Origin of the sequence: Methylophilus aquaticus, assembly GCF_030769565.1 — a bacterium.
GTDB lineage: Bacteria > Pseudomonadota > Gammaproteobacteria > Burkholderiales > Methylophilaceae > Methylophilus > Methylophilus aquaticus.
In genome coordinates this window covers 1-19,207 of the sequence record NZ_JAVCAP010000016.1, presented here as the reverse complement: position 1 = coordinate 19,207, position 19,207 = coordinate 1, and the positions used below count along the sequence as shown (strand labels likewise).

The window sequence follows — 19,207 nt, the reverse complement described above, 5'->3', positions numbered from 1 at the left end:
TCCGTTCATAAAAATATTAAGAATCTTTGCGTGGTGGCAATTGGACGACATTGCCATTCGCGGGCTCACGGGCGCTATGCTCTCTCACCTCGGTAAATTCGCCTTCAATCACTTCGTCGTTTGCACTGGGGCGGCCGGTAAAAGGCCCGCTTTGTGCGCCCGTAGCGGGCGTGACGCCTGCCGGCAGCAACAGCAAAATCACAGCAATCACATCACTGATGACCCCAGGAATTAACAACAGTACGCCAGCAAACATATTGCGTGCGGTTGAGAACATGGCTGCCAGTGGGTTACCACCCGCGCCCATTTGCTGAAACATGCGCGCGGCAATAAGGTCTTTTTCGTTGCGAATCAATTTCAGGCCGAGATAAGCAATGGTCAGCAGATAGACCAGTACCCACCAGCCATAGCGCTGGCTAAGCTCAATCAGGACGGCTATCTCCAGAAACGGAAAAGCCAGTAGAATAGCAAAGATGAGAAAACGCATGTCAGTCGTCCTGTGGTGGAGTGCGCCACTGTGACGCAACAAGATGAAATTATAATCGTGTTTACGCATGTACCGCACATGGCATGTGCAGAGACCATCGCGCAAACACTGGTTAATGCTAAGTTGGCGGCATGTGTGAATATTTCAAGCCCGGTCACTTCTGTTTATCGCTGGCAGGGCCAAGTGGAGCAGGCACAGGAAATCGGCCTGACCATCAAAACAAGCCGTAAGGTTTACCCGGCACTGGCGACCAAGCTTAAGGCGCTGCATCCTTATGAACTTCCCGAGATTGTAGCTATCCATGTTAACGAGGGTTTGCCAGAATATTTACAATGGATGATGGCAGAAACCGGCCCCAAGGAGTAATACTTAATGAATAGATGGATACAGCGGCTGGTAGCCTTGACCCTGTTAATGGTCATCAGCACGTCATCGCTGGCAGATATAGGCTTTAGCCGATTACTGGTGGATGATGAATCACAGGATTTTTTGCCCGTTGAAAAAGCGTTTCAAGTCATGGCAAGCTTGCAGGACGACACGCGTGCACAAGTCACGTTTGTGGTGGCCCCGGGACATTATTTGTATCGCGAACGGATTCAAGTCACAGTCCCGGAAGACGAGGCAGGCAACATTGCCGCGCTGGCATTGCCGCAGGGCGATGAAAAAAACGACCCGAACTTTGGCAAACAACAGGTGTTTCATCATGACACCACAGCCACTGTCACATTCACTGGCGCGGCACCTGCAGTGCTGCAAGTGCGCTATCAGGGTTGCAGTGAAAAGGGCTTGTGTTACCCGCCACAAACCGCACAGCTTCGTCTGACCGCAGATACCGGGCTTGCAAAATCCACCCTCCCACCAGCGCTGCCACTGGCGGATACCACTGCTTCTGACGATGAATTGTCTTCCACATTATTGCGTACAGGTCACTGGTGGCAAATCGTAGCAGGTTTTTTTGGTGCCGGTTTATTGCTGGCATTCACGCCATGCGTGTTCCCGATGATTCCTATTTTGTCTGGCATCATAGTCGGTAAAAATGCACATACTTCCCGGACAAAAGCGCTTACCTTGTCACTGGCCTATACCCTGGGTATGAGCCTGACGTACACCCTGGCAGGCGTAGCCGCAGGCCTTTCAGGTCAATTGCTGAGCAACGCCTTGCAAACACCACTGGCATTGATTGGCGGAGCACTGGTATTTGCAGTGCTATCTTTCTCAATGTTTGGTTTTTATGAACTCAAGCTGCCGAGTGCAGTAGAAAACATGTTCTTTAACTGGAGCAACCGCTTCAAAGGTGGCCACTTATTCAGTGATTTTCTGATGGGTGCCATCTCGGCTCTGATCATCAGCCCCTGTGTAGCCGCCCCCCTGGCAGGCGCCTTGCTCTATATCAGCCAGACTAATGATGTAGCGCTTGGCGCAATGGCTTTATTTTCACTCTCGCTGGGGATGGGCTTGCCACTACTGCTGATAGGCGCTTCTGCCGGGTCGGTGCTGCCAAAAGCTGGCGCATGGATGAATACCGTACGGTCATTATTTGGGGTACTGATGCTGGCGGTGGCGGTGTGGGTGATCAGCCCGCTGCTGCCAGTGGCCGTGCAGTTATTACTGTGGGCAGCGCTGTGTATTGTGCCCGCTATTTACATGCGTGCGATTGACCCGCTACCAGAAGCCGCGGCCACCGCTCAGCGCGTGATTAAAGGGCTTGCCCTGATGTTGTTACTCTATGGCGTCGCATTACTGATTGGCGCATGGTCTGGCGCACGCTCACCCCTCCAGCCGCTGCAAGGCCTGATGGCCGCACAAGCAGGCAGCGTGCCTGCGCTGGATTTCAGGCGCGTACGCACGGTGGCCGAGCTGGACGCTGCGATCAAAGCCGCGCAGGGCAAACCAGTGATGCTGGATTTTTATGCCGACTGGTGTGTGTCATGTAAAGAATATGAGCAGTTTGTATTTAACGAGCCATCCGTCCATCAACGCTTGCAGCACATGGTGTTGTTACAAGCGGATGTAACCGCAAACAGCCCGAATGATGTAGCTTTGTTAAAGCGGTTCCAATTGTTTGGCCCGCCTGGGATCATCTTTTTCGACGGGCAGGGTCAGCAGCTGACCCCGATCATCAAAGGCTATCAACCTGCCGGACGCTTTCTGGAAAGCTTGAAAAATCTGCACACAGGAGGCGCTAATGCGTAGTGTTGCCCGCCTGGTCATGACCTTGCTGTTGATGGTAGTCCTTGGCAGCGGCATCCGCTGGATTTATCTAAATTGGGCTGAAATCTCGCCATCTGCTTCCAAATTACCCGGGAAAGAAGCCGTCACTCTGTTATGGGCAACCAGCTTGCATGACAGTGCAGGCAGGCTTTATCCCTTAAAGCAGTATCAGGGCAAGCCAATGATTATCAATTTCTGGGCAACCTGGTGCGAGCCATGTCGCGAGGAAATGCCAGAGATTTCAACGTTTGCCCAGGCACATTCCGAGATCGTTGTACTGGGACTCGCCATAGATGAAGCAGCAGCCGTCCATGAGTTCATGCAGACAACGCCGGTTAAATATCCGTTGTTGATTGCTGAAGAAGACATGTCGCTGGCGGAAGCCTTGGGCAATGACAAGGGCGTGCTTCCCTACACGGTGATTATTTCTGCGCAAGGTCAGATCACGCATACATTCTTTGGCCGTATTAACCAGAAAATGCTGCTAAACGCACTCAATTAGCCATTCTGCTTTGGCGGCTTTTTTAGCCAGAGCAAAGCCTGGTCGCCGCATGATACAAGCACAAAGCAGCCAAATCTCAACCGTATTGGCGGCTTCCGATTTTCGTTAAACTGCGAATTCTTCTGGACAAAATGCAATAACTTCGGCAAACTTCAACGTCATGAAAGTTGTATTTTTCTCCATAAGAGGCATTTGAAATGGGCACCAAATCTATCCTGGTGATTCACGGACCCAATTTAAATATGCTCGGCACACGTGAGCCGCAGCATTATGGCAACCAGACACTGGCGGATATCAATCAACATCTGCAAGCATTGGCGCATGCGGATCAAACCAGACTTGAAACATTCCAGAGCAATGCTGAAGCCGAGATTATCGAGAAAATTCATGCATTGTCGGTTAATCGTATGGATTACATCATCATTAATCCTGCCGCGTTTACCCACACTTCTGTCGCGATTCGTGATGCGATTGCCGCGGTAAAGGTCCCTTTTATTGAGGTGCACTTATCCAATGTACATACGCGCGAGCCGTTCAGACACCATTCGTATTTCAGTGATATGGCTACGGCCGTAATTTGCGGTCTCGGGGCCGAGGGTTATTACGCCGCATATCGCTACATCCAGCAATTAAACTAATACTCTAAATATACTAAATCGAGGTTTTTATGGATTTACGCAAACTCAAAAAATTGATTGATCTGGTCGAAGAATCAGGCATTTCCGAACTGGAGCTCACTGAGGGCGAAGAAAAAGTACGCATCAGTCGCGCAATGGCCCCCAGTGCAATGCCTGTAACCCAATATGTCGCAGCCGCCTCTGCACCTGCTAGCGCTGCAGCACCCGCAGCGCCTGCTCCGGTAGCGGCCCCTGAAGCAGAAGGCCAAATTGTTAAATCACCGATGGTTGGGACCTTTTATAGAGCCTCTTCACCTGATGCCAAATCGTTTGTCGATGTAGGTAGCAGTGTAAATGTCGGTGATACATTATGTATTATCGAAGCCATGAAGCTGCTCAACGAAATCGAAAGCGAATACGCTGGTGTGGTTAAGAAGATTTTTGTTGAAAACGGTCAGCCTGTGGAATACGGCGAACCCTTGTTCCTGATTGGTTAAAACACTATGTTTGAAAAAATTCTGATTGCCAACCACGGCGACCAGCTACCGTTAGGTAGTGCAGCAACGAAGTTAAATTGCGTTGTGGCTGAAAGCCACACGGCTATTGAGACGCGGAGTGAATATGTTTGAGAAAATACTCATTGCCAACCGCGGCGAAATAGCCTTGCGCGTACAACGTGCGTGTCGCGAGCTGGGGATTAAAACGGTTGCTGTTCACTCCGAAGCTGACAAAGAAGCTAAATACGTCAAACTGGCAGATGAGTCTGTATGTATTGGTCCTGCACCCTCCGCTAAAAGCTATCTGAATGTTCCAGCAGTTATCAGTGCAGCTGAAGTCACTGATGCCCAAGCCATTCACCCGGGCTATGGATTTCTGTCAGAAAATGCAGACTTTGCTGAACGTGTAGAACAAAGCGGATTTGTATTTATTGGCCCTCGCGCTGAAACCATTCGCCTGATGGGTGACAAGGTCTCGGCCAAGGATGCGATGAAAAAAGCTGGCGTGCCATGCGTGCCTGGTTCTGAAGGTGCGTTGCCAGAAGATCCGGCAGAAATCATCAAAACAGCCAAGCGCGTAGGTTACCCGGTCATTATTAAAGCAGCGGGGGGGGGGGGAGGTCGCGGCATGCGCGTGGTGCATACAGAAGCCGCACTCATCAACGCAGTCAACATGACCCGTGCCGAAGCGCAAGCTGCTTTTGGCAACCCCATGGTTTACATGGAGAAATTCCTGGAAAATCCGCGCCATATCGAAATCCAGATTTTGGCAGACCAACATGGCAATGCGGTCTATCTGGGTGATCGCGATTGCTCTATGCAGCGCCGTCATCAAAAGATTATTGAAGAAGCACCTTCTCCACTGATGCCTGAAAAATTGCGTGAAAAAATTGGCGAACGTTGTGCCGAGGCTTGCCGCAAGATCAAATACCGTGGTGCTGGCACGTTTGAATTTCTGTATGAAAACGGTGAGTTCTATTTTATTGAAATGAACACCCGTTTACAGGTCGAGCACACGGTAACTGAAATGATTACCGGTATTGATCTGGTGCAACAGCAGATTTTCATTGCAGCTGGTGAAAAACTGCCATTCCGTCAACGCGATATACACCTGAATGGCCATGCCATTGAGTGCCGGATTAACGCCGAAGATCCTTACACCTTTGTGCCTTCACCCGGCTTTATCAATCGCTTTCATATGCCTGGCGGGCCTGGCGTGCGCATGGATACCCATGTCTATGGCGGGTATACCGTGCCTCCGCATTATGACTCGATGATCGGTAAGTTGATTACCCACGGTGCAACGCGTGAGCAGGCAATTGCCAGAATGCGCGTAGCGCTGTCAGAGATGTATGTGGAAGGGATTAAAACCAACACAGCATTACATGCTGACCTGATGGCTGACCTCGCTTTCCAGCAAGGCGGTACCAGCATTCATTATCTGGAGCAAAAGCTGGGTATCAGCTCGAAATAATGTTGCATTGGCTACTCCTTAAAATTCAATCGACCGAGCAACAGGCCGATCAGCTCAGTGATGCCCTGATGGACCTGGGTGCGCTTTCTGTCAGTATCGAAGACGCGCACGCGGACACGTTGGCCGAGCAGGCCATTTTCGGCGAACCGGGTGATCCGCCGCCGGGCATCTGGCAACAAAATATTGTCACCGCCATGCTGGCATCCGATGCCGATGTGCCTGCCTTACTGGCAGCAGTGCAGGCGGAATTACAGCTGGATGGCCTGAAATATCAACTCGAACAGATTGAAGAGCAAGACTGGGTGCGTGCAACACAGGCCCAGTTTGATCCGATCCGGGTCACCGATACGCTCTGGATTGTACCTTCCTGGCATCAGGCACCCAATGCTGATGCCATCAATATTGTGCTTGATCCTGGGTTAGCTTTTGGCACAGGCAGCCACCCAACCACACATTTGTGTTTAAGTTGGCTGGCACAGTTACCGGCCGACTTAGTAGGCAATGCCAACGTTCTGGATTATGGCTGCGGCTCAGGCATTCTGGCCATTGCCGCCAAAAAACTGGGGGCAGCCACAGCTACGGGTGTCGATATCGACCCGCAAGCAGTGATTTCCAGTCGCGACAATGCGACCAATAATCAGGTGAATGCCGTGTTTTACGATTCTGCGGATTATTTGCATGGCCAGTTTGATATCGTGGTCGCCAATATCCTGTCCAGCGCCCTGATGGTATTGGCGCCAGTGATTGCGCAATCTTGCAAAAATGGCGGTAAAGTTGCATTATCCGGCATATTGGAAAGTCAGCAGACCATGTTGCTGACACACTATGCCGAGTGGTTTGAAATGGATGCCCCCATCCAGCAAGAAGGATGGGTCTTGCTGACGGGAACCAAGAAATGTCTCTAATCACGGCATGCCCAGCCTGCCAAACACAATTTGAAGTCACAGAAGCCGAGCTGCATGCCTATCGGGGCAAAGTACGCTGCGGCGAATGTGAGCATGTGTTTGATGCTGCAGCACACCTACTGAATTCAGAAGATGCGGGCACACCACAATCACCGCTTATTGATGTTTATTCAGAAGTTAATCCATCGGTTACCACCTCAAAAATCCCGGCATCTATCTCCGAAACAGCCTCTGCAGAACCGAATGAAATTTATACATCACCTGCACATGTACTGGATACATCCGAGTCAGATGGGATTTTCTCACCAGAGCCTCAGCAGTATGATGCATTTATCCCTGCGGCCGATAGCGCAGATAAGCAACTCACACAGCCTGAGCATGAAACACTTACAGACGCTATAGATGCGCGTCAAGAGATCGTTGAGACGCAAGATGCACCACTGCAAGAAATTACATTGACTCAGCATCCTGCATTGCATGTGGACGATCTGCTGGCAAGTGGGGCAATCGCCGCCGATACCGCAATAGCAGAGCCCTCAGTGCCGGAATTTTTGCGCAATGTCTCACTCTCTGATGAACGTCCGCCTCAGCCAGCCCCGTCATCGACCAAACAGTCCGCGTATTTTGGGCTTATGGTTCTGTGTACACTTGCAGTATTAATTCAGTTGCTGTATTTCTCGCGCGCGCACCTGATTGCGCATTATCCGCAAACAAAACCCTTGCTGCAGAGCTTTTGTCGCGTGCTCCATTGCGAGCTCAGCTTGCCACAAGATATTGCGCAATTCACCATTGACGATGCCGATATACAGGAGCACCGTGAGCGCGATGGCGTGTTGGTGTTTTCAAGCGTATTGATGAATCATGCACAAGTGGCGCAGGCTTATCCTTTGATTGAGCTTACCCTGACCAATACCAGCGATGAGCCAGTATTGCGACGTATACTCAAACCTCAGGAATACCTACCCACCGCCCTAAACAAAGATGAAGGCCTTGCAGCTCAACAAGAAATCCGCATCAACAGCCTTTTAGGGGTGCCGGACCAAGAGGTGGCAGGTTTTAGAGTAGCCATCGCCTACTAACGCAACGCTTTGATTGTTTGCAGACCGCTTGCCTGCTGTTGGATGTCACTCCCTGGATATTCAGTCTGAACAATCTGTTTGCCAATATCAGCAATCACTTTACCCAACACCTCAATGGCAGCCAGCCTGACAAAGCTTTTACGCCATGCCAGTGCAATACGTCGGCTAGGTGCAGGCCTTGTAAAAGGGATCACACGAATCAGTGCATTTTGGTAACGGGTGGCAGTGGCCATTGCGGGTAACACAGTAATCCCCAAATTCGAAGCTACCATGTTACGGATGGTTTCCAGTGAATTACCCTGCAACACTTCTCCTTTGCGGCTCAGCTCCGGACAAGCTTGTGTGACCTGATTGCTAAAGCAGTGGCCAGCATTCAATAACAATACCTTTTCATGACCGAGCTCTTCAGGGTCAATCGCTGTGCGTGTCGCCCACGGATGATGTACCGGAACCACCACATTAAAATCCTCGTCATACAGCGGCATGGTTTCGATGCCCGCAATATCAAACGGAAGCGCCACCACCGCTGCATCAATCACCCCGTTTTTAAGCTGCTGCTCCAAAGTGGTCGTAATATTTTCTTCCACCTCAAGAGGCATAAGCGGTGCAGTAACCACCAACGGTGGAATCATTTCTGGTAACAGATAAGGCCCTACGGAGTGAATCATACCCAACTTGAACGGCCCATTCAGGGGATCATTGCCTTGCTTTGCAAGCGCCTTGATTTTGGCTGCCTGCTCCAACACGGTGTTGGCTTGTACAATAATTTGCTGGCCAATTTCTGTTGGAGTGACTTCGTTACGGTTACGCTCAAAAAGAGTCACTCCAAGCTCTTCTTCAAGCTTTTTAATGCCCAAACTCAGTGCGGGCTGGGTCACAAAGCATTTTTCGGCAGCACGCCGGAAGTTACGTTCTTGTGCCACGGCCAATACAAACTTCAGTTCTATCAGTGTCATGCGGGTGTTTCTCCAATCTTCCATCCAGAACTTAAGTTTAAATTGATTAATTTTATTAATCAACAAAATCAAAACTTACAATTATACAAATGCAAAGAGTCTATTTAAAATCAGCTTCAAGTCATCACCAGTAACAATAAACAAAGGAGAAACCATGCAGTTATGGATGCAACATGCGTCACACGTATGTTTAGAACTATTGGCGGCTTACGCCGCTAGTCACTAAATCGTGATGCAAATGCTTGAATTATTTCTTTCACTTGTGATGAAATAATTATTGCGGAAATTAATTGATGCAATTACAACCAATTCAGTCTTTAATGGATTGAAATCAAAACAGGAGATTTATGATGGACAATCAGACAAATACCGCGGGTAAATGCCCTTTTGCACATGGCGCAAATAGCACTGTAAGCGCTTCAAATACCCACTGGTGGCCAAATGCATTAAATCTGGATATCTTGCATCAGCACGACAGCAAAACCAATCCGCTGGGCGAGCATTTCAATTATGCAGATGAATTTAAAAAGCTGGATTTACAAGCGGTCAAAAATGATCTGAAAGCACTGATGGCCGATAGCCAGGCTTGGTGGCCAGCTGACTGGGGCCATTATGGCGGCCTGATGATCCGCATGGCATGGCACGCCGCCGGGACCTATCGCGTGGCGGATGGCCGCGGCGGTGCCGGGACCGGTAACCAGCGTTTTGCGCCTTTGAACAGTTGGCCGGATAACGTCAACCTTGATAAAGCCCGCCGCCTGCTCTGGCCGATCAAGAGGAAATACGGCAATCAATTATCATGGGCAGATTTGATTGTGCTGGCCGGGACCATGGCCTATGAGTCGATGGGGCTGAAAGTATTCGGCTTTGCGGGAGGACGCGCTGATATCTGGCACCCGGAAAAAGATATTTACTGGGGCAATGAAAAAGAATGGTTAGCCAAAACGGGCGCTGAGGGCAGCCGTTATAGTGGTGACCGCGCACTGGCAAACCCATTGGCCGCTGTGATGATGGGGCTGATTTACGTGAACCCAGAAGGCGTGGATGGCAATCCTGATCCATTACGTACAGCCAGAGATATCCGCGAAACCTTTGCCAGGATGGCGATGAACGACGAAGAAACCGTCGCCTTAACTGCGGGGGGGCATACTGTAGGCAAAGCTCATGGCAATGGCAGTGCCAGCAACCTGGGCGCCGACCCGGAAAGCGCAGATGTGCACGAACAAGGCATGGGCTGGAACAACCACACCAGCCGTGGCGTAGGTCGCGATACCGTGACCAGCGGCATAGAAGGTGCGTGGACAACACATCCGACCCAATGGGATAACGGCTACTTTGAAATGCTGTTTAAGCACGAATGGGAATTGAGAAAGAGCCCCGCAGGCGCGTGGCAATGGGAACCTGTGCATATCAAAGAAGAAGATAAGCCGGTAGATGTAGAAGATCCGAGCATACGCTACAACCCGATCATGACCGATGCCGATATGGCGATGATCAAGGATCCGGAGTACCGCAAAATTTCGGAGCGTTTTTATCAGGACCAGGCTTATTTCTCTGAAGTATTTGCCCGTGCCTGGTTCAAGCTGACACATCGTGACCTGGGACCCAAAGCACGCTATCTGGGGCCGGATGTACCAAAAGAAAACTTGATTTGGCAAGACCCGGTCCCCGCAGGTAATGCCGATTTGAATGATGCCGATGTTGCTACGCTCAAGTCGCAGATTCTGGCCAGCGGACTGACCACCGGTGAACTGGTAGCGACGGCTTGGGACAGTGCCCGTACATTCCGTGCCTCTGATTATCGCGGCGGGGCCAATGGTGCGCGCATTCGTCTGGCGCCGCAAAAAGACTGGGTAGGCAACGAACCCGCCAGACTGCAAAAGGTACTTGCCGCGCTTGAAAATATCCAGGCAGGGTTTGCCAAGCCAGTCAGCATAGCCGATCTGATTGTACTGGGCGGATCAGCAGCCGTGGAACAGGCGGCCAAAGCGGCAGGTGTTGCGATCAGCGTACCGTTTGCGCCAGGTCGTGGCGATGCCAGTGCTGAATTGACTGACGAAGATTCATTTGCCGTGCTGGAACCACTGCACGACGGCTACCGCAACTGGCTGAAAGCGGATTATGTACCCACACCAGAAGAAATGTTGCTGGATCGAACCCAGCTGATGGGCCTGACTGCGCCAGAAATGATGGTGTTAATTGGCGGGATGCGTGTGCTGGACACCAATTATGGCGGTACCAGACATGGCGTGTTTACTGACAAACCCGGCGTGCTCAGCAATGACTTTTTCGTCAACCTGACCGATATGCGCTATACATGGCAGCCCACAGGAAAAAACCTGTACGAAGTGCGTGATCGCACATCAGGTGCGGTGAAATGGACAGCGACCCGCGTTGATCTGGTGTTTGGCTCCAACTCCGTGCTCCGTTCCTACGCTGAAGTCTATGCGCAGGACGATGCCAAGCAAAAGTTTGTACACGACTTTGTAAAAGCATGGGTCAAAGTGATGAATGCTGACCGCTTTGATTTGAAGTAATGCTGTTTTAATCCAGACAGGTACCTTGTGCAAGCAGGGTCCTGTTTTTTTATGTAAATCATGAATCATCATCTTTGCCGTGGTCTGCTAGAATACAGCCATGGATATGATACTTATGCTGAAGGCCGTCATTATGGGCCTGGTCGAAGGCGCGACCGAATTTATTCCCGTCAGTAGCACCGGGCACTTGATTATTGCAGGCGAGTGGCTGGATTTTCTCGATAAAGAAAAACGCGATGTGTTTGAAATCATGATACAGCTAGGCGCAATTCTGGCGGTATGCGTCGAGTTCAGGCAACGCTTGTTACAAACTGTGCAACGCATTCAGACCGACCCCAATGCGCAGCATCTGGTGCGTAACCTGATGGTGGCTTTTCTACCTGCAGCCATTCTGGGCCTTGCTTTCCATCACCAAATCAAAGAATTTCTGTTTTCCTCCTTTACGGTGGGCATTGCACTGATTGTGGGCGGCGTACTGATTCTGATCATTGAAAAATATGTGCCACAGGGTAAAGTGGCCAGCATTGATAACATCAGCCTCAAGCAGTCTCTGCAGATCGGTTTTGCGCAATCGCTGGCGCTGATTCCCGGTGTCTCGCGTTCTGGCGCAACCATTCTGGGTGGCATGTGTTTTGGCCTCAACCGTCAGACGGCTACTGAATTTTCGTTCTTTTTGGCCTTGCCTATCATGTTCGCTGCCACCGGTTACGATTTGCTCAAGGCCCGCGATTTGTTATCACTCGATGATGCACTGATTTTTATGGCCGGGTTTGTCACCGCATTTTTATCTGCACTGGTGGTGATCCGTGCACTGATCAAGTTTGTCGGCCAGCATTCATTTGCAGTATTTGCATGGTACCGGATTATATTTGGCACCTTGATTTTGGTCTTTTTTGCCCATTAATCGTCGTAAATGTGCAATCAAAATAAGGGATTGTAATGAAGTCTTCCATTCTGAAAAAAATAATGATCGGCTTTGGCGGCCTGTTAGCTGTATTGATTTTGCTCGTCGTCTATTTGGCCGTTACGTTTAATCCGAATGATTACAAATCCACCGTCATTCAGCTGGTCAAGGATAAAAAACAGCGTACTTTAGAGATCAAGGGTGACATCAAACTCAGTTTCTGGCCAAAGATTGGCGCAGATCTCGGCGAAATAAGCCTGTCTGAACATCATGCGCGCCAGCAATTTGCTGCCATCAAAAGTGCAAAGGTGGCATTGGCTATACTGCCTTTGCTAAAAAAAGAAATCGTCGTTGATACCGTGTATCTCAATGGCGCACAAATCAATATCATCCAGCATGCGGATGGCAGTTTTAACTTTGATGACTTGCTGAGCAAGGAAGAAGACGACCCCTCCCAGCCAATTAATTTTGATGTGCAGGGTATCAAAATCACCAATACACAAGCCAGCTATATCAATGAAGGGTCCGGCGCAAAATATGGCGTCGAGCATTTGAATGTCACGACCGGCCAGGTCGCCCTGAAAACACCATTCGATATCGCTGCGGACTTTCATGTGACCGCCAACCAGCCACAGGTCAATGCCGATGCCGTGATTAAAGCCAATATCATGGCCGACCCTGAGGCCAAACACTTTGTGGTAAAAGGCCTGGATGCGCAGATTAAAGGGGCGTTGCTGGATGGCAAAGATGTGGTGGTGACCGCACAAGGTGCTGTGGATGTCGATGCTGCGCAAGCGGCGCTGAGTGTGACGGAGCTCAAGCTGGCAATGCAAGGTGATTTTAACGGCATCACACGTGAGGTGAGCTTGCAAGCGCCGGCCATGGCAGTCAACCCCAAGCTGATTTCCAGCGAAAAAGTGTTGCTGGCGCTAAAACAGCAAGATGCCCAGGGCGATTTGAAACTGGAAGTGGCACTGGCTGAGCTCAAAGGCAATCAGCAAGCCGCCGAGAGCAAAGGCATTACTGCCGATGTACAGGTGAATGCAGGTACGCGCAAAGTTGAAGGCCACTTTGCATCTCCCGTAAAAGCCAATCTGGCTGACATGGTGTTCGATATCCCGGCGCTGGCAGGCCAGTTTCACATTCAGGATCCGGCAGTGCCCAAAGGCGCAATGGATGGCGAGTTTAAATTGGCGCTTAACGCCAATATCAAGCAGGAGCAGGTGAAAACCGTGTTTAATCTGCTGCTGGCAGAGACAAAACTGAACGGGGATGTGAATGTTGCCGGTTTCAAAACGCCGCATATTGGCTTCAAAATACACGCAGATACACTCAACCTGAATGCCCTGCTGGGGAACACTGGCAGTAAAAAGGCCGAGGTCACTGCACAAAAAACAGCATCCGGTACGAGCAAAACCGATAAACCAGCAGATTTTAGCGTATTGAAAACCCTGTTTCTTGATGGCAGCATCAATATCGGGAAAATTCTCTACACCCCATATACCTTGACCGGACTTAATGTGGGCATCAAAGCAGATGGTCAAAAGCTTGCCCTGCAAGGGTTGGATGTCAAGCTGGATGACTCGCGCATTCAGGGCAATCTGGCCATCAGCCAATTCAGCAAACCGTTGTACACCTTTGATGTGAATATCGACAAGCTGGATCTTAATCGCTATATGCCACAACAAACGGCTAACAGTTCAACCGCAAGCAATGAGAAAACGCCTGAAAAATCAGCGAATGCCAATCCGGAGCAGCCTCTTGATTTGTCTGCACTCAAGGCATTCAATGCACAGGGCAGCATCCGCATCGGTCAACTCAAATATGGCAAAACCGAGGCCAAAAACTTGAATATCGGGTTGAAAGCACAAGACGGAGTAGCCAGCCTGAATCCACTGAATGTAGATGTCTATCAGGGAACGGTACGTGGCGCAGTCAAACTGGATGCGCGCGCAACACCGGCCATCAATATTCAGCAAACCCTGCAAAACATATCCGTAGGTTCACTGCTTGCAGAAACCATTAATAATGACATGCTGTCTGGGACGGGCAATGTGAGCCTGGATGTTGCGGCACAGGGAGCCACGGTGACTGCTTTAAAAAAGTCGCTGTCCGGCACGGCTGATTTACGCATGGCGGATGGCACTGTAAAAGGGATTGATATTGCCGGGACCATTCGCGATGCCAAAAGCAAACTGAATGTGCTTAAGGGTCAAACCACCACCGCAACTGACAACACCAAACAAACTGACTTTAGCGAACTCACCGCCAGCTTCAACATTAAAAACGGTGTGGCGCGCAATGACGATCTGGCGATGAAGGCACCCATTTTTCGCCTGACCAAGGGTGAAAGCAAAGGCGATATCGATATCGGCAAAGAACAAATCAATTACCTTGCAAAACCTACATTAGTCAATTCGCTCAAGGGTCAAGGTGGCAAAGAAGCAGGCGATCTCGGTAGTGTGGGCATTCCCATCAAGGTTACAGGCGCCTTTGCTGCGCCTAAATTTAGTATTGATATGGCCGCACTCGGACAAGCATTGGCTAAATCAGCAGCTTTAGATGCTTTAACCAATCAATTGGGGGGTGACAAAGCAGATGCGGTCAAGTCACTGATCAATGGCAGCAATAAAACTGATGCCCTCAAAGGCCTGTTAAACAAAAAGTCATCCAGTGAAAGCACAAACACTGGCACTGAAAAACCCAGCGACGCAAACCCAACAGAAGAAAAACCGGCAGAAGAAACCAAACCTGCCGACCAACTGAAACAAAAGGCGCTTAAAAAGCTGTTGAATTTCTAGTGAGTGCGTTTGCTGAAAAAATTATCACCTGGCAGCGTACGCATGGCCGCCATGATCTGCCATGGCAACAAAGTAAAGATCCTTATGCCGTGTGGGTGTCGGAAATCATGTTGCAACAGACACAAGTCAGCGCTGTCATTGGCTATTATGGCCGATTTATGGAACGCTTTCCCACCATTGCCAGCCTGGCAGCGGCGAGTCAGGACGAAGTGATGCAGTATTGGAGCGGGTTGGGCTATTACTCCCGCGCACGTAATCTGCATCATGCCGCACAAACCATCATGCGTGAATTTTCTGGCCAGTTTCCGCAAGACTTTCAAAGTATCCAGTCACTCAAAGGCATAGGCCGTTCTACGGCAGCCGCCATCAGTGTATTTTCTTTCAATCAGCGTCAAACCATTCTGGATGGCAATGTAAAGCGGGTACTTGCACGTGTGTTTGGCATCGAAGGCTGGCCAGGCCTGCCACTGATTGAAAAGCAATGCTGGAGCCTTGCCGAAAGTTTGCTGCCTCAACTGAATCTACCAGCCTATATTCAGGGCCTGATGGATTTTGGTGCAACCCTGTGCACCCGTAGCAAACCACGTTGTCTATCTTGCCCGCTACAAAACGACTGTCAGGCTTATCAGCAGCAAAGGGTATCCAAGCTACCCTCGCCCAAACCACGCAAGGCAATGCCGGAAAAACGTATCACGATGATGATGATTATGGATGCCGGTGAGATCTTGCTCGAGAAGCGCCCGAACCATGGCATCTGGGGCGGCTTATGGAGTTTGCCTGAAGTGCAGCAGGAAGAAATACCCTGTCAGGCTGCTTATGAAAAATATCGTCTCGCGACAGAGCCTTTAGAAACATTGCCCGTGTTATGGCATACCTTTACCCATTTCAAGCTCGAGATTACGCCACAACCATTACAGCTCACCGGAGTGCGTCAGCCTGAAATAGCAACGACGTGCTGGCTATCGATTGACGACGCCATCACAGCGGCCATTCCTGCGCCGGTAAGAACACTGCTTAAAAACCTGAAGTCAACTCCACCACTGATTTAAATCACCCATTTAAATCGTAGATGCCAATCTAAACACATGGCTGGCAAGCTGTGGCTGATGCAGTTTCAAATAATGCAACAACTCCAATGCTTGTTCCGGCAATTGATTATCCCGGTAAATCAGTGGCAATTCAAAAATAGTCACTTCTCTATTCACAATATTCAGATTCTCATGGCTGGATGCTTGTAAAACATCCAGCAACTTTTCATAAATATTTTCGGTCATTCGGGTATAAGGAAATAAAATCCAAAAATCTGTCCCGTCACGCCCCACCAGGTCAGATTTTCTAAATGCCTTTTGCAAATCATGTGTTAACAAAGATAATTGTCTCAATGCTTCTGGTGCGCCGTAAGCTTCGCCTAAACTGTTGTCGTCGCCATACGCAATGCGCACCAATGCCACATCAAAACCATTTGAATGCCTGATCATCACTTGGCACAACCAATCTAACGTGTCCATAAAGCGTGAGCGTAATTGAATGTCGGATACCATCATCATTCTCCTAAATAACTATTCGAAACTTTTGCACGAATCATAGTAAATCCTAAAAACGTATCACTTCATCATCCCCGCAAAAGCGGGAATGACAGGCGATTGATTCTTTTGTTAACTATTTATTGTCTCTTTTTTGTTCGTGCATAAAGTCTCTATTTATATTGATCACGCTTGTCAATAAAAGTGCCAAAAGTAAGACTTATGCTAACAGAAGCCACATTGGCCACAAAGTATAAAAAAACACAAAAAACGGTACAGATTTAAACTTTACTCCAACAAACAGCAATAACCTGTTGTAGATTTACAACAATTTTAAGTTGGCCTAAGCAATTTGACGTATTCACTTGCGCCACCTTAAGCCATTTTGTCAGAATTGCACTGACCTTCTTGGAAATGCTCTGAGCGATTCTGAGGGAGTTCTTAATAGTGGCCTTTTTAAAGGCTCGCTTACAAAGCAATATCCTTACACAAGTTGTGAAAACAACATTTTTGGAGATTCGTATGAACACAAAATTAAACGTAGCAGTTGCAGCAGCTCTGTTTGCTGCCGCTTCTAGCGCACAAGCTGGTATCACAATCCCGGCTGGTGACTGGACTCTGGACATCGGTGGCGTGGTTAACGCTTACTACACACACACTAGCTTCAGCGGCGATGACGCAACTGCAGGTGAACGTGGCAATGGTGACAGCGTAAGCAACATCACTACTGGTTTGCTGCCTAACTATCTGAGCGTATCTGGTAAAACACGTCAGAACGATCTGGATGTTGGTTTCACAATCAGCATCAACCCAGGTGCTTCTACTAAAAACGCAGGTGTACAAGGCTCACAACAAGAAAACCGTCAAGCATTCCTGACTTTCGGTGATGCTTCATGGGGTTCTATCAAACTGGGTAAAGATCTGGGCATCTACGCTTCAGACGCTATCTTGAATGACCAAACTCTGTTGGGCGTTGGTTCTGCTGCTGGTTCTTTGGCTGGCAACACAACAACTTTGGGTCGTATCGGTCGCGGTTTTATGTATGCTGACTGGAAAGCACAAGTTGCTTACACTTCACCAAACTGGAATGGCTTCCAATTCACAGCTGGTGTAACACAAGGCTGGAACGCATTGGCTTCTACAGGTACTGGCAGCGTTGGCTCTACAGAGCGTTCAGGTTCTGCTCCAGCATTTGAAGGTAAAGCTTCTTACGAGTGGACAGGTGATGTTGCTGGTAAAGTGTGGGTTTCTGCAATCACACAAAAAGTTGAAGGTTTGACAAATGCAACAGCTGCAGGCATTAACACAGCAGGTACAGCGTTAGTAGCTGCAACAGCTAACACTTTAACCAATACTGATGAGCGCGCAACTGCATTTGATATCGGTACAGCACTGAAAATTGCTGATTTCGGTTTAGTTGGTTACTACGGTAAAGGCAAAGGTATCGGCCAAACTGTGCAACTGTTGAACGGTTTCGACTCTACCGGCAAACGTCGTGACTCTGACCAATGGTATGTTCAAGGTTCTTACACTGTTCCAGGTGCAGGTACTAAATTGGCAGCCTCTTACGGTGAGTCAACACTGGACGGCAATGGCGTTGATTCATTCAGCGAAATCAAAAACAACATGTGGGTAGTTGGTGCTTACCACCCATTGACCAAACACTTGAACTTGGTTGCTGAATACTCACAAGCTAAAGACGAAACAAACGTTCGTGCTGCAGCTGATACAGATCTGAAAGCAAAAACCATTTCATTGGGTGCTATCCTGTTCTTCTAATTTAGTGGCAGGTTAACCTGCAATAAATTAAAAACAGAAAAAACGGCAACTTCGGTTGCCGTTTTTTTTAGTATTCTTGATGTGTTTGTCCTCATTTAACTATTACTGCTTATCCATGATGAATTTATATCCCGTGACCATTGTTGAAAACTTCTACGAAGATCCAGATGCGGTGCGCACGTTTGCCTTGAATCAAAAATACCAATACCGACACCAATTAAAAGATGTTCCGTACGTTTTTCCTGGTGCGAGGACCAAAGATTTATCCGTGATTAACAAGCCTTTATTTGAAAAAGTCAGTTCCAAAATTATTTCTCTGTTTCATAACTCTGAACATGAGCGCATGCGCTGGGCTATTTCGACTAACTTTCAAAGCGTGAGTGAAGACTATGGTCGCGGTGTGATTCATACCGACGGCAATGCAGTGTTTGCAGCAGTGTTGTATTTAAGCCCGGATGCGCCTTTGGATTCCGGCACCTCATTGTTCAAACCAAACAAAAGCTTTGATCCGGACGCTTATGAAAAAGCTTTAAAACAAAACGATAAGCGTTTTGCCGAGGGTACTGTAAAAATGAATACGGCTTATCACAGTATGTTTGATGAAATTGTGCGTATTAATAATGTCTATAACACGTTAATTTTGTATGAAGGCCGCCATTTTCATGCGGCAAATAACTTTTTTGGTCAAACGTTAAAAGACTCACGTTTGGCGCAAGTCTTTTTCGTCAGTAACATTGATGCACAGAAATACAGCTCATTTCCAGTGTGGCGCAGTCAACAAGTCAAGGTTTGATTAGTTTAGTCATCGATACCCAGTTAGAGGTGGACCCGGAAAACTGGACAGTGTTTTAAGTGATATTCTTGCTTAACCTTGCAGCCGATAGGCGGCAGAAAGCAGAGAAAGAAAGCAATGAAACGTACCCGAAGAACCCACG

Annotated in this window: 17 protein-coding genes; 14 read left to right on the top strand and 3 right to left on the bottom strand. The window is 48.9% G+C overall.

Translation table 11 applies throughout. From position 1 onward, the window contains the following. Window positions 1-16: 16 nt before the first annotated feature. Window positions 17-487: an FxsA family protein gene (locus Q9291_RS08595; protein ID WP_306389627.1), complete on the bottom strand. Its 471-nt coding sequence runs from the start codon at window positions 485-487 to the stop codon at window positions 17-19. A 12-nt stretch (window positions 488-499) separates the two neighbouring features. Here Q9291_RS08595 and cutA point away from each other — a divergent pair, with 12 nt between their 5' ends. The 8 genes from cutA (at window position 500) to Q9291_RS08555 (ending at window position 7,772) form a co-directional block, all read left to right on the top strand. Continuing rightward, window positions 500-853 (top strand): divalent-cation tolerance protein CutA, encoded by a 354-nt coding sequence (cutA, locus tag Q9291_RS08590; protein WP_440971584.1) that lies wholly within the window; start codon window positions 500-502, stop codon window positions 851-853. A 6-nt stretch (window positions 854-859) separates the two neighbouring features. Beyond that, window positions 860-2,680: a protein-disulfide reductase DsbD gene (dsbD, locus tag Q9291_RS08585; RefSeq protein ID WP_306389625.1), complete on the top strand. Its 1,821-nt coding sequence runs from the start codon at window positions 860-862 to the stop codon at window positions 2,678-2,680. Beyond that, a complete protein-coding gene (locus Q9291_RS08580; protein WP_306389624.1) occupies window positions 2,673-3,200 on the top strand; it encodes a TlpA family protein disulfide reductase in 528 nt (175 codons plus the stop codon). The genes dsbD and Q9291_RS08580 overlap by 8 nt, the downstream gene beginning before the upstream one ends. 197 nt (window positions 3,201-3,397) lie before the next feature. Continuing rightward, window positions 3,398-3,838 (top strand): type II 3-dehydroquinate dehydratase, encoded by a 441-nt coding sequence (gene aroQ, locus Q9291_RS08575; RefSeq protein WP_306389623.1) that lies wholly within the window; start codon window positions 3,398-3,400, stop codon window positions 3,836-3,838. Window positions 3,839-3,867: 29 nt separating this feature from the next. Further along, the gene (gene accB / locus Q9291_RS08570; RefSeq protein WP_306389622.1) at window positions 3,868-4,314 is read left to right on the top strand and encodes an acetyl-CoA carboxylase biotin carboxyl carrier protein; all 447 of its coding nucleotides are present in this window, start codon (window positions 3,868-3,870) and stop codon (window positions 4,312-4,314) included. A gap of 124 nt (window positions 4,315-4,438) precedes the next feature. Then, complete coding sequence (gene accC / locus Q9291_RS08565; protein ID WP_306389621.1) at window positions 4,439-5,788, top strand: acetyl-CoA carboxylase biotin carboxylase subunit; 1,350 nt, start codon at window positions 4,439-4,441, stop codon at window positions 5,786-5,788. A gap of 2 nt (window positions 5,789-5,790) precedes the next feature. Next, window positions 5,791-6,693 carry a 50S ribosomal protein L11 methyltransferase gene (prmA, locus tag Q9291_RS08560; protein WP_306389683.1) on the top strand — a complete coding sequence of 301 codons (903 nt, stop codon included), beginning with the start codon at window positions 5,791-5,793 and terminating at the stop codon, window positions 6,691-6,693. Next, window positions 6,684-7,772 (top strand): DUF3426 domain-containing protein, encoded by a 1,089-nt coding sequence (locus Q9291_RS08555; protein WP_306389620.1) that lies wholly within the window; start codon window positions 6,684-6,686, stop codon window positions 7,770-7,772. The genes prmA and Q9291_RS08555 overlap by 10 nt, the downstream gene beginning before the upstream one ends. Here the strand turns inward: Q9291_RS08555 and Q9291_RS08550 are convergent. Continuing rightward, the gene (locus Q9291_RS08550; protein WP_306389619.1) at window positions 7,769-8,728 is read right to left on the bottom strand and encodes a hydrogen peroxide-inducible genes activator; all 960 of its coding nucleotides are present in this window, start codon (window positions 8,726-8,728) and stop codon (window positions 7,769-7,771) included. The two genes, Q9291_RS08555 and Q9291_RS08550, sit on opposite strands and share 4 nt — an antisense overlap. A gap of 350 nt (window positions 8,729-9,078) precedes the next feature. On the opposite strand from Q9291_RS08550, the gene katG reads away from it, so the two are divergent. The 4 genes from katG to mutY all read left to right on the top strand — a co-directional run bounded on the left by katG (window position 9,079) and on the right by mutY (window position 16,019). After that, window positions 9,079-11,265 (top strand): catalase/peroxidase HPI, encoded by a 2,187-nt coding sequence (gene katG, locus Q9291_RS08545; protein WP_306389682.1) that lies wholly within the window; start codon window positions 9,079-9,081, stop codon window positions 11,263-11,265. Window positions 11,266-11,365: 100 nt separating this feature from the next. Continuing rightward, window positions 11,366-12,169, top strand: a complete 804-nt coding sequence (locus Q9291_RS08540; RefSeq protein ID WP_306389618.1) for an undecaprenyl-diphosphate phosphatase — start codon at window positions 11,366-11,368, stop codon at window positions 12,167-12,169. Window positions 12,170-12,204: 35 nt separating this feature from the next. Further along, window positions 12,205-14,970: an AsmA family protein gene (locus Q9291_RS08535; RefSeq protein WP_306389617.1), complete on the top strand. Its 2,766-nt coding sequence runs from the start codon at window positions 12,205-12,207 to the stop codon at window positions 14,968-14,970. Next, the gene (gene mutY / locus Q9291_RS08530) at window positions 14,970-16,019 is read left to right on the top strand and encodes an A/G-specific adenine glycosylase (protein ID WP_306389616.1); all 1,050 of its coding nucleotides are present in this window, start codon (window positions 14,970-14,972) and stop codon (window positions 16,017-16,019) included. The genes Q9291_RS08535 and mutY overlap by 1 nt, the downstream gene beginning before the upstream one ends. A gap of 9 nt (window positions 16,020-16,028) precedes the next feature. Here mutY and Q9291_RS08525 read toward each other — a convergent pair whose 3' ends face one another. Further along, complete coding sequence (locus Q9291_RS08525; protein ID WP_306389615.1) at window positions 16,029-16,517, bottom strand: hypothetical protein; 489 nt, start codon at window positions 16,515-16,517, stop codon at window positions 16,029-16,031. Window positions 16,518-17,015: 498 nt separating this feature from the next. Between Q9291_RS08525 and Q9291_RS08520 the strand changes: the two genes are divergently transcribed. Next, window positions 17,016-18,272: a porin gene (locus Q9291_RS08520; RefSeq protein WP_306389681.1), complete on the top strand. Its 1,257-nt coding sequence runs from the start codon at window positions 17,016-17,018 to the stop codon at window positions 18,270-18,272. A gap of 115 nt (window positions 18,273-18,387) precedes the next feature. After that, window positions 18,388-19,065, top strand: a complete 678-nt coding sequence (locus Q9291_RS08515; RefSeq protein WP_306389614.1) for a DUF6445 family protein — start codon at window positions 18,388-18,390, stop codon at window positions 19,063-19,065. The last annotated feature ends 142 nt before the right edge of the window (window positions 19,066-19,207 follow it).